The 14618-nt window shown below is 66.2% G+C and carries 15 protein-coding genes; 6 read left to right on the forward strand and 9 right to left on the reverse strand.

The annotated features are described in order from the left end of the window. Nucleotides 1-34 precede the first annotated feature (34 nt). Nucleotides 35-490: a hypothetical protein gene (locus ABIB14_RS15915; protein WP_354236884.1), complete on the forward strand. Its 456-nt coding sequence runs from the start codon at nucleotides 35-37 to the stop codon at nucleotides 488-490. Nucleotides 491-693: 203 nt separating this feature from the next. Further along, the gene (locus tag ABIB14_RS15920; RefSeq protein ID WP_354236885.1) at nucleotides 694-1239 is read left to right on the forward strand and encodes a dihydrofolate reductase family protein; all 546 of its coding nucleotides are present in this window, start codon (nucleotides 694-696) and stop codon (nucleotides 1237-1239) included. A gap of 21 nt (nucleotides 1240-1260) precedes the next feature. Here the strand turns inward: ABIB14_RS15920 and ABIB14_RS15925 are convergent, their stop codons facing one another. Together ABIB14_RS15925 and ABIB14_RS15930 are read right to left on the reverse strand one after the other, a co-directional pair. Next, a complete protein-coding gene (locus ABIB14_RS15925; RefSeq protein WP_354236886.1) occupies nucleotides 1261-3264 on the reverse strand; it encodes a vWA domain-containing protein in 2004 nt (667 codons plus the stop codon). A 15-nt stretch (nucleotides 3265-3279) separates the two neighbouring features. Continuing rightward, nucleotides 3280-4668 carry a sigma 54-interacting transcriptional regulator gene (locus ABIB14_RS15930; protein WP_354236887.1) on the reverse strand — a complete coding sequence of 463 codons (1389 nt, stop codon included), beginning with the start codon at nucleotides 4666-4668 and terminating at the stop codon, nucleotides 3280-3282. A gap of 281 nt (nucleotides 4669-4949) precedes the next feature. Here ABIB14_RS15930 and ABIB14_RS15935 point away from each other — a divergent pair, with 281 nt between their 5' ends. The 3 genes from ABIB14_RS15935 to ABIB14_RS15945 are packed head-to-tail and all read left to right on the forward strand — an operon-like array spanning nucleotide 4950 to nucleotide 6511. Then, on the forward strand, nucleotides 4950-5141 hold the full coding sequence (locus tag ABIB14_RS15935) for a hypothetical protein (RefSeq protein ID WP_354236888.1): 192 nt from the start codon (nucleotides 4950-4952) through the stop codon (nucleotides 5139-5141). Between the two features lie 13 nt (nucleotides 5142-5154). Then, a complete protein-coding gene (locus ABIB14_RS15940; protein WP_354236889.1) occupies nucleotides 5155-5856 on the forward strand; it encodes an SCO1664 family protein in 702 nt (233 codons plus the stop codon). Between the two features lie 31 nt (nucleotides 5857-5887). After that, the gene (locus ABIB14_RS15945; RefSeq protein ID WP_354236890.1) at nucleotides 5888-6511 is read left to right on the forward strand and encodes a LysE family transporter; all 624 of its coding nucleotides are present in this window, start codon (nucleotides 5888-5890) and stop codon (nucleotides 6509-6511) included. Nucleotides 6512-6566: 55 nt separating this feature from the next. Here the strand turns inward: ABIB14_RS15945 and ABIB14_RS15950 are convergent, their stop codons facing one another. The 6 genes from ABIB14_RS15950 to ABIB14_RS15975 all read right to left on the reverse strand — a co-directional run bounded on the left by ABIB14_RS15950 (nucleotide 6567) and on the right by ABIB14_RS15975 (nucleotide 13193). Next, nucleotides 6567-8144 (reverse strand): acyl-CoA synthetase, encoded by a 1578-nt coding sequence (locus tag ABIB14_RS15950; RefSeq protein ID WP_354236891.1) that lies wholly within the window; start codon nucleotides 8142-8144, stop codon nucleotides 6567-6569. Between the two features lie 42 nt (nucleotides 8145-8186). Further along, on the reverse strand, nucleotides 8187-9554 hold the full coding sequence (locus ABIB14_RS15955; RefSeq protein WP_354236900.1) for an MFS transporter: 1368 nt from the start codon (nucleotides 9552-9554) through the stop codon (nucleotides 8187-8189). Nucleotides 9555-9586: 32 nt separating this feature from the next. After that, nucleotides 9587-10042, reverse strand: coding sequence for a MaoC family dehydratase (locus tag ABIB14_RS15960; protein ID WP_354236892.1), 456 nt, complete (start codon nucleotides 10040-10042; stop codon nucleotides 9587-9589). An 86-nt stretch (nucleotides 10043-10128) separates the two neighbouring features. After that, the gene (locus ABIB14_RS15965; protein ID WP_354236893.1) at nucleotides 10129-11361 is read right to left on the reverse strand and encodes an acyl-CoA dehydrogenase family protein; all 1233 of its coding nucleotides are present in this window, start codon (nucleotides 11359-11361) and stop codon (nucleotides 10129-10131) included. 1 nt (nucleotide 11362) lies between these two features. Next, nucleotides 11363-12256: an amidohydrolase family protein gene (locus tag ABIB14_RS15970; protein WP_354236894.1), complete on the reverse strand. Its 894-nt coding sequence runs from the start codon at nucleotides 12254-12256 to the stop codon at nucleotides 11363-11365. Between the two features lies 1 nt (nucleotide 12257). After that, a complete protein-coding gene (locus ABIB14_RS15975; protein ID WP_354236895.1) occupies nucleotides 12258-13193 on the reverse strand; it encodes an SDR family oxidoreductase in 936 nt (311 codons plus the stop codon). A 123-nt stretch (nucleotides 13194-13316) separates the two neighbouring features. Between ABIB14_RS15975 and ABIB14_RS15980 the strand changes: the two genes are divergently transcribed. Then, nucleotides 13317-13796 (forward strand): MarR family winged helix-turn-helix transcriptional regulator, encoded by a 480-nt coding sequence (locus ABIB14_RS15980; RefSeq protein WP_354236896.1) that lies wholly within the window; start codon nucleotides 13317-13319, stop codon nucleotides 13794-13796. A gap of 22 nt (nucleotides 13797-13818) precedes the next feature. On the opposite strand, the gene ABIB14_RS15985 is transcribed toward ABIB14_RS15980, so the two are convergent. Further along, the gene (locus tag ABIB14_RS15985; RefSeq protein ID WP_354236901.1) at nucleotides 13819-14601 is read right to left on the reverse strand and encodes a class II glutamine amidotransferase; all 783 of its coding nucleotides are present in this window, start codon (nucleotides 14599-14601) and stop codon (nucleotides 13819-13821) included. Nucleotides 14602-14618: the final 17 nt, after the last annotated feature.

A 14618-nucleotide genomic window follows, 5' to 3' on the forward strand; every position in this document is an offset into this window, starting at 1 on the left:
ACGGGTCCTGGGGCGGGTTTCCTAACATCAGGACATGATCATTCAAGCAGGCTTCGACTTCGAGGTACTCGCCCGCCCGTTCATCGTCCAAGACGGCAAACTCATGCCACACCTGGTGGTGATTTGTGTGGATACCGAAATGCGGTTCAACAGCGTTGAGGTCGTCGCCGACGATTTCTCCGGGTCGCTGGCACCTTTCCAGGACGCTGTCTTGTTTGCGCTGGACCCGGAACACACCAGATATTTTGCCATCGCACATCCTGGCAGGTTCAGCGAGTATGACGTTTCGGAGCCGATCATTGACGAGGCCCGCGCGTTGGCATCGAAGGCAGCCGAACGGGGCATGCAGCTGATCGGCCACTTTGCCATCGACGAAACGGGCTATATGTCAGCCCAAGCACGGTCCTTCTTCGACCAGTATCCAGGCTACGAGGATCTTCCCCGGACCATGTTCCACTGGGCTCATTCGAAGCTGGGTAAGTGTGGCTGAGCCCACTTCACAGCACCCCCACGGTGGCGCCAAAGTCCTGCCAAATCTCCGCGGACCAAGCTGGTAACAGCCGCAGACGTCGGCCGGCCCGGTATTACTGGCCCCGGCAGACCGTCGCTGCCAGCACCCCCACGCTCCGGGGTATTCCCCGGCTTCAGATCTCCCGCTAGGGTGCAGTCAAAGACCCTGAGGCGAGGAGAACCATGCGCAAAGTAACGGCCGGCCTGTTCAGCTCCGTGGACGGTGTCGTGGAAGACCCGTTCCGGTGGCAATTCGACAGCTTCGACGAGGAGCTGGGGGCCGGGATGGGCGAGATGATGGGCCGGATTGATGCCGGGCTCCTGGGCCGCGTCGGCTACCAGCAATGGGCCGAGTACTGGCCCGACGCCGACGCCGACTTCGGCGGGTTCATCAATCCGATGCCCAAATTCGTGGCGTCCCGGACCCTGACCGGTGAGTTGGCGTGGCAAAATTCGCAACTGATACAAGGACCGTTGGAGGATTTCGTTGCGGGACTGAAGGACGGCGACGGCGGCGACATCGGGGTCTTCAGCAGCATCTCGCTGGTCCGCCAATTGCTGTTCGCCGGGCTGCTCGACAGCCTGATGCTGATCGTTCATCCCGTGATCGCGGGCAGCGGCCGGCGGCTCTTCAACGACGGCGATCCACTGTCCCGGCTTGAGCTGCAGTCGTCCCAGCAGACCAGCAAGGGCAACATGATCCTGAACTACGGGCTCCGGGCCGGCTGACCCGTCCGGGCGGCCGCGCGCCTAGGAAGCCCAGTCGGCGTCGCCGTAGGGGCGGCCGCGAAAGTGGGCGCGGAGGTACTCCCCCACCACGGCCGCACCCAGATCCCCCGCCTCCGGCGCAACGACGCGGCCGTCAATACGGCGGGCCATCTTCTGGATGAACCGTTCCAAGCCCGGGTCCTCGCCCAGCCGGAAGAACGTGGCCTGGGTGCCGGCGCGCCCCAGCCGGTCCAGCTCGGCGACTGTGACGCGGACGGTCTCGGGATCGGGCGGCCAGTTGAACCACGAGTCGCCGCCGGCCAGCAAGTGCGCGGTGGGTTCGCCGTCGGTCACCACCAGCAGGACCGGCTGCATGGACGGGTGCTGGCGGAAGAACCGGCCGGCCAGCAGCAGGCCGTGGTGCAGGTTGGTGCCCTGTTCCCGCAGGGCCGGCAGGGCCGTGAGATCGCCGATGTCCATGGACTGCGCGTAGCGGCCGAACGTGATCAGCTGCAGCCGGTCGCCGCGGAACCGGGTGCTAACGAGATGGTGAAGGGCCAGCGCGGTGCGTTTCATCGGTACCCAGCGCCCCTCGGCGGCCATCGAGAACGACACATCCACCAGCAGGGCGACGGCGGCCTGCGTGCGGGCCTCCGTCTCGGTCACCTCGATGTCGTCCACGGCCAGACGAAGCCCACTGCGCGGGTCGCCGCCGTCTGCGATCGTGCGGCGGATCGCGTTGGTGATAGTGCGTGTGACCTCCCACGGTTCGGCGTCGCCGAACTCCCACGGGCGGCTGGAGCCGGTCTGCTCCCCGGCCGCGCCGGCAACCCGCGTTTCCCGGCGCCCCTGCCGGCCGGAGAGCTGCTTGGCGGTGTCCCGCAGCAGCGACCTGCCGAGCCTCCGCATGGCCTGCGGTGAGAGGCTGAGATCGCCGTCGGCCCCGCGGCGGAGGAAGCCGCCGTCGTGCATGGCCCGCTCGATCTCCGCGAGGGTGCGGGCCGACACTGCGGCATCCTGCCCCAGCTGGCGGGCGAGGGCGTCCAGGTCCAGGTCGTCCAGGCGTGACCCGTTGTAGGACTGCGAAAGCTGTTCGGCCAACTCGTCCAGCTCGGCGAGGTCCTGCAGCACTCCGGTGCCGTCGCCAAGCCCGAGCCCCTCCTCACCCTCGAAGCGTTCGGAGCCGCTCCAGTCCTCGCCGGGTCGCAGGGCCTGCAGGTTGGCGTCGAGTTGGCCCAGCTGTGCCATAAGCCCGGGCGAGCGGAACGCCTGCGCGGAGAGCCGCATCAGCTCCTCGCGCTGCTCCGGGGACATGGACTGCAGGAGCCGCTGGGCAGCGGCCGCGCGCTGGGCGAGCGCGTCCACCAGTTCCTCGACAGACTGCGGGTTCTCCGGAAAGAACTGGCCGTGCTTCGCCATGAACTCCTGGAAGTCGGCGTCGATATCCTCGCCGCGGCGGTGCTTGTCGAGGAGCGCATTAAGGTCCTGCAACATCTCGGCCACGGCCGCGCGGTCCTCCTCAGTGGCGCCCTCGAGCGCCTGCTTCATGCCGGCGAACCGCTGGTCCAGCACCTCGCGGCCCAGCAGATCCTTGATCCTGTCGTAGGCCTCCAGTGCCGTGCTGGACTGCCAGTCATAGGAGGCGAGATCGTTGACCGCTGCGGCCGCAGACTTCGGCAGATTCTGCAGCTGCATCTCCCGGAGGGCGCGGTCGGTGTCGTCCATTCGAACGTCGCGGGCCAGCTGTTTGCGCTCCTCCAGTACCGCAGTGTCGAGCAGTTTCTGGACTGCATTCAGGGTGCCGTCCAGATTGTGCCGGCTTAGGAGGTCCTTGCGGCGTTGCTGAATACGGCCGGCGAGGTCATCGAGCCCTTCCCGGTTCCGGCCCCCGCGCCGCAGATACTCCTGCAGGGCTTGCCCGGGCGAGTAGCCGGCCATGACGTCCTCGGCGACCGCGTCAAGGGCCTCGGCCAGGTCCACAGGCGGGGCGAGCGGATCCGGGCCGCCCGCGTACCGGCCGTACCGGGATCGATTGTGAGTGCTCATCAGAGTCTCCTCTACTTACCCGTAGATCGTTGCCTCGTCGTCGGAGTCCTTGGAGATCCGCCTGGCGAGGTAGAGGCCTTCCAGTGCCAGTTCGACGGCGGCGGCGCGCTCCCCGTCGTTGCTCGCGCCCAGCCGCTCACTGATCTCGTCGTAGAGCCGGGAACCATTCAGTGGCGGGAGGTTTCCGAGGAACTCGCGGGCGGTGACCAGCGCCCCGGTGGTCACCGTGGAGTGGCCGTCGAGGGCGGCCACGAGTTCACCCATGTCGATCCCGTGGAGGTGCGCCCGCACGGCTTCCGCGGTGGCCATGCGCAGCAGGTGGTCCAGGATGTCCTGTTCCCGCCCTTCCTCACCGGACTCGAACTCAATCTTTCCCGCGAGCACGTCCACCGCGGCGCCAAGGTCGATGATCCGGGCGACGGCTTGGTCCTCACCGCGGACGCTGGCGCGGCGCAGGGCTGCCGCGGCGACGGTTTCGGCGCCCGCGATGCCAAACCGCGCGGACACTCCCGAAGTCTGGTTGATCGCCGGGGACTGCCGCAATGCCCGGGTGTAGCGGGCCAGGATCTCCAGGATGACGGGCGGAACGCCAGCAACGAGCTGCCCCTCCTGCTCGATGACGGCCACCTCGTCGTCGAGCTCCATCGGGTAGTGCGTCCGGATCTCGGCGCCGAAGCGGTCCCGCAGCGGCGTGATGATCCGGCCGCGGTTCGTGTAGTCCTCCGGGTTGGCGGACGCGACCACCAGGACGTCGAGCGGCAGCCGCAGCACGTAGCCGCGGATCTGGATGTCGCGTTCCTCCATCACGTTGAGCATCGAAACCTGGATCCGTTCGGCGAGGTCGGGCAGCTCGTTGATGGCGATGATGCCGCGGTTGGAGCGCGGGACCAGGCCGTAGTGGATGGTTTCCGGGTCCCCGAGACGGCGGCCCTCGGCCACCCGCATCGGGTCGACGTCGCCGATCAGGTCGGCGACGGAGGTGTCCGGCGTCGCTAGTTTCTCGACGTAACGTTCCGAGCGGTGCCGCCACGCCACCCGCAGCCGGTCACCCTCGGTGAGAGCACGGGCGCGGGAGTGTTCCGTGATCGGTTCGTAGGGGTGTTCGTTCAGTTCCGAGTCCTCGATCACCGGCGACCACTCGTCAAGCAGCCCGGCCAGAGTGCGGAGGAGCCGGGTCTTGCCCTGTCCGCGTTCGCCGAGCAGGACAACGTCGTGCCCGGCGAGCAGGGCCCGCTCCAGCTGAGGGAGGACGGTACGGCTGAAGCCGAACATCCCGGGCCAGGGGTCGCGGCCGGCGGCGAGCGCGGCGAGCAGGTTGTCGCGGATTTCGCGGCGCAGGTCCTTGTGCACGTGGCCGGCTGCACGCAGTTCACCAACAGTGAAGATTTCGGGGCGATCACTCACTCCTCTACCGTAGACCTCCCCTGTACCGGGATCGAGGGATTTCTTGAGATTCCTGCGCGCTGGGCTGTGACGAACGTACGCTGGATATTGATGACTGCTGTAACTGCGCCGGAACCGCCGTCCGGTCCCCCACCTGAGCGGCCGGGAACGCTCCTGTTGCTGGTGCGCCATGGGCAGACGCCGACGACGGGAACCATGACGACGGGCTCTTTGAGTGTGACGTCGGCGACTGGACCGGCGCCGCGATCACTGAGCTGGCGGCACTGCCGCAGTGGCAGCCCGTGCAGCACAGCCCATCCGCCTTCCGCTTCCCGGGCCTGGCCCACGCCCTGGGCACCCCGCTGGACCTCTTCCAGCGCATCGTGATCAGCCCGGGCTCGGTGTCGGCCATCTCGTTTGTGGATGGCAAGGATCCCGCGGTGCTCCTGGTGAACTCGACAACGGAACCTCTCAGCGGGCTGAGGGCTTCATGAGCTGGGGGTTACGGTGTCCGAACGGGAGCTGACCCTGCTCACTGACGGCCGGATCGAGATGCTCGGACGCATCCTGCGCAGCAGTAACGAGACGTTCCTCGTCCAGGTCTCCTGTGGAGATGACTCGGCCTGGGCGGTCTACAAACCGGAGGCCGGCGAACGGCCGCTGTCCGATTTCGAGCCCGGGCTCCACCGTCGGGAACGGGCAGCTTACCTACTTAGCGAGCATCTGGGTTGGGGCCTCGTGCCGCCGACGGTAATCCGTGAGGACGCTCCCCTGGCGGTCGGATCGCTGCAGTGGTTCATCGAAAATGACTTCGGTGAACACTACTTCACCCTGTACGCGGACTCCCCCGAGACGCATCGCGTCTTGTCGCAAATGGCCCTGTTCGACTGCATCACCAACAACACCGACCGCAAGAGCGGGCACGTGCTGCGCGGCGAGGACGGTCGCGTGTGGGGCATTGATCATGGACTGTGCTTCTCGGCAGGCTTCAAACTGCGCACCGTGATCTGGGACTTCGCGGGCGACCCCATCCCCGATGCCCTGCTTGAGGACATCGCTCCGCTCGCCGAGGCCGTGCCGCCCGAGGTGGCCGAACTCCTCGACGACGCGGAGGTTGCCGCGCTCCGGCGCCGGGTGCAGCGCTTACGGCACGAGGGCGTGCTGCCGGTTGACCGCACCGGAATGCGTTACCCCTGGCCGCTGATCTGACTGGCCCCCGGTGCGCCCCTAAACTGGCTCAGTGCAACCTTCCCTTTGGCTGGCCCTGACCGGCGCCGGCGTCCTGATCAGCTTCACTCCCGGCGCGGGCGCCATCAACACCATGAGTAACTCGCTGAACTCCGGCTTCCGGCGCTCCATCTGGGGCATCCTGGGCCAGCAGGCCGCGCTGGTGGTGCACATCCTGATCGTGGCGCTCGGCGTCGGCGTTCTCGTGGCGAGTTCACCGCTGGCCTTCAACGTGATCCGTTACGCCGGCGCCGCCTACCTCGTCTACCTCGGCATCCAGCAGTTCCGGCACAAGCCCGACCTGGACCGGGAGAAAGCCGCCGCGCTGCGCAACGAGCCGGCGGCGTCCATGTTCCGCCGTGGCCTGTGGGTCAACCTGCTCAACCCGAAGGCGATCGTCTTCTTCCTCGCCTTCATGCCGCAGTTCATCCGTCCGGAGCGGCCGCTGCTGCCGCAGTACCTCGTGCTGTCGGTGACCGTGATCGTGATCGACATCCTGGTCATGTGGTTCTTCTTCGCGGCGGCGGCCACGACGTTCCAGCGCTTCACCCAGGACGCCCGCGGCCAGCGGATCCTTAACCGGACGTTCGGCGTCCTGTTCATGGCCGTCGGCATTTTGCTGGCCCTGATTCACTAGGACTCGGGGCACTGTCCGGCGAGCATTCGACGGCCATGCTGCTCCCTTCGTCAGGTCAGGCGGCCCCGGACGTGAGCTTCCGCAGCTCGGCCTTCCGGATCTTACCGCTCGCGGTCCGCGGCATTTCGGCCACGAAGACCACCGACTTTGGGATCTTGTACCGTGCCAGCCGGCCCTCCAGGTGGGCGCGCAACTGCTCTTCCGTGAGCCGGGCCCCCTCACGCAGCAGTATGACGGCGCGTGGCACTTCGCCCCACTTCTCATCCGGCACGCCGATCACTGCCACGCTTCCCACCGCGTCGAGTTCCGTGATGGCTTGTTCCACTTCGGCCGGATAGATGTTTTCCCCGCCGGAGATGATCATGTCCTTGAGCCGGTCGGCGATGAACACGAAGCCCTCCTCGTCCTTGTAGGCGAGGTCCCCGGATTTGAACCAGCCGCCGTCCGCATAGGATTCGGCGGTGGCGTCGGACCGGTCCCAGTATTCCCGGATGACGTTGGGACCCTTGATCTGGATCTCCCCCACAGTCCCCGGCGCCGCGATTCCAGCCATTGGGTCTGCGATCCGGACATCCGTAAAGAAGTGCGGAAGCCCGGCGGAACCGGCCTTATCGCGGCACCGTGCAGTGGGGAGGACTGTCGCTCCGGGCGCGGTTTCGGTCATGCCGTAGCCGTTGCCGATCTGGAGGCCGCGGGACTCATAGGCGTCCAGCACCCGCATCGGGAGTGCGGACCCCCCGCATGTGAGCTTGTTAAGTGAGCTGAGGTCTGTGGTTGCCCACGCCGGGTGTTCGCAGATGAGCTGGTACGTGGTCGGCACCCCGCTCATCGTGGTGACACTGTGTTGCTCGATCAGGGAAAGGATCCGGCTGGGATCGAACTTGGATTCGAGGATGACAGTTCCGCCTTTGAGGAGCGTTGGCAGGACCCCCATGTCCAGGGACGCCACGTGGAACATCGGCGAAATCATCAGCGCCACATCCTGCGAGGAGAAGTCGAAGTCCACGATCACGTTGATGCAGTTCCACGTGATGTTCCCGTGGGTCAGCAGGGCGCCCTTGGGGCGCCCTGTGGTGCCGGAGGTGTACAGGATCATGGCGCCGTCGTCCAGGGTCACCGGTTCATCGATGGGCTGGTCCGCGCCGGAGGCCAGCACCTCCTCGAAGTCTTCCACCGCCGCTCCGTCCGCCCCGAGGGCGGCCGGCTCGCCGCCGTCAGCCTCCGCACCGTCAATGGAATCGTCGACGGCGATGAGCCTCGCCACGGCGGTGCCCTCCGCCCCGCGGGCAGCCAGTTCGCGCAGGCTGCCGGCGTGGATCAGGGCCATGGCCCCGCTGTCCTGCAGCTGGAACCGCAGTTCCGGAGGAGCAAGCCGCGTGTTCAGCGGGACGAAGATGGCACCGAGGCTGGCGCAGCCGAACAGGGTTTCCAGGAATGACGGGTGGTTCTCACCGAGATACGCCACCCTGTCCCCCTTGCCCACCCCGCGGTCCCTAAGGGCGTTGGCCAGCCGGGCGCTGCGGTCCGCGAACTGTTTATAACTGAGTTCGCGGTCTCCGCTGATCAGGGCGGTTTTGCTGCCGGACTTCGGGCGACGACGTGGCAACCACGAGCCGATGCCAAAATTGTCCACGGCGAATCCTTTCTACTGTGAGGTTAGTCTGTCGCTGCTGGATCAGGCCTGGACCGTCTGGAGGTCGTTGTTCTTCGGCTCCCGAGTCAGGACGATGAAGACGATGGAGACCACCGACATGATTGCGAGGTATGTGGCCACCGATGCAGTGTCCTGGCCGGAGTCCTTGAAGATCTGCGCCACGATCCCCGGGGTGAAGCCGGCGCCCAGCAGGGTTGCCAGCTGGTAGCCCAGTGATGCCCCGGTATAGCGGGAGGTGGTTCCGAACTGCTCGGACACGAAGGCCGCCAAGGGCCCGAATAGGGTGGAGTGGATCATCAGGCCGATGGCGAAGGCCACGAAGATCAGCATGATGTTGTTGGAGGAGAGCAGTGCGAACATCGGGACGAGGTAGATGATGAAGAGCACCAGTCCGCCGATCATCACCGGCCGCCGGCCGAGTTTGTCGGAGAGCTTTCCGCCCATGATCACAAACACGATGGAGAGCAGGGAGGCTGCGGCAAACGCGTACAGCACACCCTGGCGGTCAGCGCCCTTGGAGACGGCATAGGTCACCGAGAACGTCGCCAGGACCACCTGGAGGGCGAAGCCTGCGGCCCCGGCCAGCATGGTGAAGATCAGGGTCTTGGGGCGTCGCAGAACTACCAGCAAAGGGATGTCCCGCTTGCTGGTGATGCCCTGCTGGCTGGCTTCCCGCTCGGCCATTGCTTTCTCGGCCTTTTCCTGTTCCAGGGCAGCCTTGAAGATGGGGCTCTCGGAAACCTTGAGCCGGACGAACATGCCCACGCCCAGCAAGACGAAGGAGAGCAGGAACGGCACCCGCCAGCCCCAGGCGAGGAACTGGTCGTTCGGCAGGGCGGAGAAGGAGCCCAAGATGAAGGTGCCGAGCACGGCCCCCGTGGGGGCCCCGGCGTTGACAAAGGATGCCGCGAAGCCGCGTTTTCCGGAGTCGGAGTGCTCCAGTGCCATCAGGGCGGCTCCGCCCCATTCGCCGCCCACGGCGATGCCCTGGAAGACGCGCAGGATCACCAGCAGTACTGCCCCCCAGGGCCCTATCACCGAGGCTCCCGGTACGAGACCGATCAGGGTGGAAGAAATGCCCATGACCAGCATGGAGATGATCAGCATGTTTTTGCGGCCCATCTTGTCACCGAAGTGGCCGAAGACGATTCCGCCGAGCGGACGGGCCACGTAGCCGACGGCAAAGGTGCCGTAGGCGGCCACGACTCCTACCCAGTCATCCATGCCGCTAAAGAACACCTTGGGGAAGACCACCGCTGCGGCTGTGGCATAGAGAAGGAAGTCGTAGTACTCGATGGTGCTGCCCAGGTAGCTGGAGGCGATGACCGTGCGTACTTCCTTGCGCCGGGCGCCTGTATCCATGGCCTGAAGCTGCGATTTCTGGGACATCATTGTTCCTTACGGCGGAGGGGCTGGCGGGTTTACTTGTAGAACCGGGCGAGGAATTCGGCCACGACGGCGGGGCGTTCCTGGCCATCGATTTCGATGGTGCAGGCGACCTTGATCTGGGCGCCGCCCTTGACCTCGGCGACCTCGGCGATGGTGGCCTGCATCCGGATCCGGGAGCCCACCTTCACCGGGGATGTGAAGCGGACCTTGTCAAGGCCGTAGTTGACCTTGGTGGTGACGCCGTCGACGTCGAACAGTTCGCCCCAGAACGGGATGATGAGCGAGAGGGTGAGGAAGCCGTGGGCGATCGGGGCGCCGAACGGGCCGTCCTTGGCGCGTTCCGGGTCCACGTGGATCCACTGGTCATCGCCGGTGGCGTCCGCGAATTTGTTGATCTGTTCCTGAGTGATTTCAACGTAGTCGGTGGCGCCGAGGTCGGTGCCGGCGAGGGTGAGCAGTTTGTCGAAGTCGACGACGAGATTGGGCATGGTGTCCTCCTGGAGGGATGGGTGGGGTAGGGAACTGTCCGGCGCCGGCGCCGGGTGCGGGTGTTGCGTCAGTCAGGTGGCTGGGTTTAGCGGGTGAAGGCGCTTTCGCCGGTGAGGGCGCGTCCGATGATCAGGGCGTTGATTTCGTGCGTGCCCTCATAGGAATAGACGGCTTCCGCGTCGGCATGGAACCGGGCGACGTCGGTCTCGAGGGTGATGCCGTTGCCGCCCACCACTTCGCGGGCCAGCGCCACCGTCTCGCGCATCAGGAGTGAGGTCTGCATCTTGGCCAGGGCCGAATCCTGGTCCCGGTAGATGCCCTTGGCCTGTTGCTCCGTCAGCCGCACCACCAGGGACAGCGCCGAGGTGACGTTGCCCAGCATCCGGGCGAGTTTCTCCTGGACCAGCTGGAAGGAACCGAGCGGCCGGCCGAACTGTTGCCGTTCCTTGACGTAGCGCAGCGCGGCTTCGAACGCGCCGGCGGCGATGCCGGTCGCGATCCAGGCGACGTCGGAGCGCATGGCCCGCAGCATGGCGGCGACGTCGCGGAAGGAGTTGACGTTGTGCAGCCGCATCGACTCGGGAACGCGGACCCCGGTCAGGGTGATGTCTGCGTTCTGCATCATCCGCAGCGCAGTCTTGCCATGGATTTTCTCGAGCGCCACGCCGGCCGCCTCGCGCTCGACCAGAAACGCCTTGACCTGGCCGTCGGCCTCGTCCCGGGCGAAGACCGCCAGGACATCGGCGCTGGCTGCTCCACCGATCCACCGCTTGGCCCCGTCCAAGATCCAGGTGTCCCCCTCACCGTCTTTTTCCCTGCGGGCGCTCGTGGACAGTCCGCCGGCGATATCCGAGCCGGACTCCGGCTCGGTCAGCGAGAACACGCCCTTGAGCGAGAAATCGATTACCTTGGGCATCCACTCGGCCTGCTGCTCCGCGGAGGCACCGACCCTGATCGCGGTCCGGAACAGGCCGGCCTGGGCCGTGTAGAAGGTGGCCAGTGAGGCGTCGGTCCGGGCGAGTTCGAAGATCCGGAAGCCCTGGTAGATCCCCCGGGCAGGCGTTTGCTCTGCCCCCGGGGCTCCGGTCAGTTCGACCGGCTCCATGAGGTCAAGGTCGATCAGCGGCTGGGCCAACTGGTCCGGGAAGTCACCGCGTTCCCAGTACTCGGCGAGCAACGGACGGGCCTGCTCGTCCAGGAAGACCCGCAGCCGGCCCAGCACCCTCCGCTCCCCGGCGGTCAGGAGGGACTCGGCGTCGTAGTAGTCGCAGACACCGTAAAGCCGCTCCTGGGCGGCGACGGCGGTCTCCAAACTCATCTCAGCCTTCCAAACCGAGCAGGCGTACGGCGTTGTGCTTGAGGATCTTGGGCCGGACCTCGTCCTTGAGTGGCAGGTCCGCGAAGGCGCCCAGCCACTTCTGCGGGGTAATCAACGGGTAGTCGGTACCGAACAGCACCTTGTCCTGCAGCACGGAGTTGGCCATCTTCACCAGCGACTCCGGGAAGTACTTCGGGGACCAGCCGGACAGGTCGATGAACACGTTTGACTTATGCGTGGCGATCGAGTTCGCCTCGTCCTGCCACGGTACCGACGGGTGGGCCATGATGATCTGCAGTTCGGGGAAGTCCGCGGCGACCGCATCCAGCAGCAGCGGGTTGGAGTAGCCCAGCTTGATGCCGTAGCCGCCGGGCAGGCCGGCCCCCATCCCGTTTTGTCCGGTGTGAAAGATTGACGGCAGGCCCAGTTCCTGGAGAGTCTCCCAGAGCGGGTAGAACTGCTCGGCGGAGGGGTCGAAGCCCTGCAAGCTGGGGTGGAACTTGAAGCCGCGGGCGCCCAGCTCCTCGGCCTGGTGCACGGCGCCGCGGATCGCTTCGGGCCCGGTGCGGGGGTCGACGCTGCCGAACGGAATCAGCACGTCGTTGTTCCGCGCGGCCCCGGCAATCAGGTCGGGGATACTGTTGGGCTCATGCTTGAGCTGGGTGCGGGCGTCCACGGTGAAGACGACGGCGGCCATGTTCAATTCGCGGTAGATGTCCGCGATCCTATCCAGCGACGGCGTCCGTTCCTCGGCCTTGAAGTACTTGGCGGAGGCCTCGGTCAGCGCCTGCGGCAGGGATTCGTGGCCATGGCCGTCCACTTCGAGGTGGACGTGCATGTCGATCGCTGACAGCTTCGCGGCGTCAATGCCTAGTTCATACCGGGCGGCGGACATCTCAGCGCGCCTCGGCAGGTTCGGGCTTGAGGTCTTCCGGCAGCGGCAGGAACTCCTCCCCTACGCTCTGCAGCTTGTCGCCGAAGAGCGCCCCGAAGTTGTCCACGAGGTCCTGGTATCCCCAGCCGCCGTCACGGTACTCAGTGGCGGCGGCCTCCGGATGGGTCCAGAGCTGCAGCCGGTCCCCGCCGGCGCCGATCGCCTGCCCCGTGACTCCGGCAGCGGCGTCGGAGGCCAGAAACGCCACCAGCCCGGCGACGTCGTCGGCGGTGCCGAAGCCGAGGTCGTGGCGGAAGAAGGACGGCATGGTTTCGCCGCGTTCGTCGGCCTCGACGGCCTTCTGGAAGTACGGGACGGTCTTGGTCATCGCGGTGGCCGCCACCGGGATGACGGCGTTGGCGGTGACGCCCGCCTTCTTCATCTCCAGTGCCCAGGTGCGGACCATGCCGACGATTCCGGCCTTCGCCGCGGCGTAGTTGGTCTGGCCGAAGTTGCCGCGCTGGCCGGTCGGTGAGCCGATGGTGATGATGCGGCCGGGGATGCCGTTCTCCTTGAAATAGCCGAACGCCGCCCGGGCGCACGTGAAGGTGCCTTTCAGGTGCACGTTGATGACGGCGTCGAAGTCGTCATCCGTCATCTTGAGCAGGCTCTTGTCCCGCAGGATCCCGGCGTTGGTGACCAGGATATCCAGCCGTCCGAACTCACTGACGGCTGCCTGGACAAGTTCCTTGGCGACCTCGGAGCTGCCCACCGGAGCGACGACGGCGGCGGCCCTGCCGCCGTCGGACTGAATGGTCCGCACCGCCTCGGCAGCGACGTCCGCGTCCACGTCGTTGACCACGACGGCGGCGCCCTGCCTGGCCAGCTCGCGGGCGTAGGCCAAACCGAGGCCGCGTCCACTTCCGGTGACAATTGCTACTTTTCCTGACAGGCTCATCGCTGCTCCTTTGCTAGCTGCTGTGGGCATTCCGCCTTGCGGCATGGGATGCTGTTCTGTATCCATGAAAGTATGGATCATTGAGAATGTCAATGATTTATTTATTGGTCTATTGGAGTGGGCATGACGACAGAAGTAGAAGAGGAGTCGGTCCTCCGGCCGGCGGACAAGCTTATGGCGGCGTCAATCAGCCGCGACGTGGGCTTCCTGCTGGCCAAGCTGCACGCCGCAGGCTCGGTCCTTAACAACCGGGCGCTGGTCGAGTTTGGACTCAAGGAGCGCTCCTACTCGGTCCTGGCGCTGGCCAACAGCGAACTGGAGCCCACGCAACGCGAAATGGCGGAGTTCCTCAGCCTGGACCCCAGTCAGATTGTCGCCCTGATTGATGAACTTGAGAAGAGCGGCCTGGTGATCCGTGCACCCGGGAAGCTGGACCGCCGGGCCAAGATTGTCTCCGCCACCCCCAAAGGATCGGCCGTCTTCCGGCGGGCCGAGGCTGCCGCGCGGGCGGCGGAATCCGCGGCCCTGGCCGGGCTCAGCGATGCCGAGGCCGGCGAGCTGAAGGGACTGCTCCGAAAGGCGCTCTGGAGCGGGCGCGTCTGAGCTCCCGGGCCGGGCGGCGGGGTCAGGGGCGTTGGGATGCCGCCGCGGACGGCTCAAGATCGGAAAGGGCGAGCGGATAGGCAACGGTTTCCGGGAACGGCAAGGTGGTTGTGACAGCGAGATCCGGTCCGACGTGCAGCAATGCACCCGGCGCCATGAGACGCCACCCAGGGCTCTGATCCATCGGTTCGGTGGCGATGAGGACGTGCGGGGAGCCGGCAAGTTCTTCACTGCGGGCGTGGATGCGTGCGCTCCGGGCCTCCAGCGGCGCCGGAACTGTAGCGGCTGCCGGGTCCCGTTCCAGGATATGCAGCTCATGGGTGGCCGGGTATCTTACCGCCCACAGATCCGTCGCCGTCGTCATAACGAGGTTCAGGCTGTAGACGGGCAGCTCCTCGGCGATCCACGTGACCGCCCTGACGATGCCGTCTGCCACGCCGCCGGCCCGGCGGCTCTCAGCGCTGATGAGCGCGAAGAGGCGTTCGCTGTCGGTTTGTCCACGCACGAGACCGGCGACCCCCAGCGCGGCCAGGCGCTGATCGAGCCGCTCGAGGCCACCGAACGCACCGTTGTGGGCAAACAGCCGCCCGTCCTGCTCAAACGGGTGCGTGTTGACCATCGTGTGCGCGCCCGTGCTGGCATACCGGACGTGGGCCAGGAACGTCGTGCTCTTCAGGTCCCTGGCCTCGCGGGCAAATGCGTGGTCCTCCCAGGCTGCGAACGGCTGCTTAGCCTTGATCCACCGATGTTGATCGGGGCGCCGACGGCGATTTAAACCGAGAATGCCCGTCTTTTCAAGGAAAATGGAGCTTGTCTAGAACC

Origin of the sequence: Arthrobacter sp. UYEF3 (genome assembly GCF_040546245.1) — a bacterium.
In the GTDB taxonomy this organism is placed as follows: Bacteria; Actinomycetota; Actinomycetes; order Actinomycetales; family Micrococcaceae; genus Arthrobacter.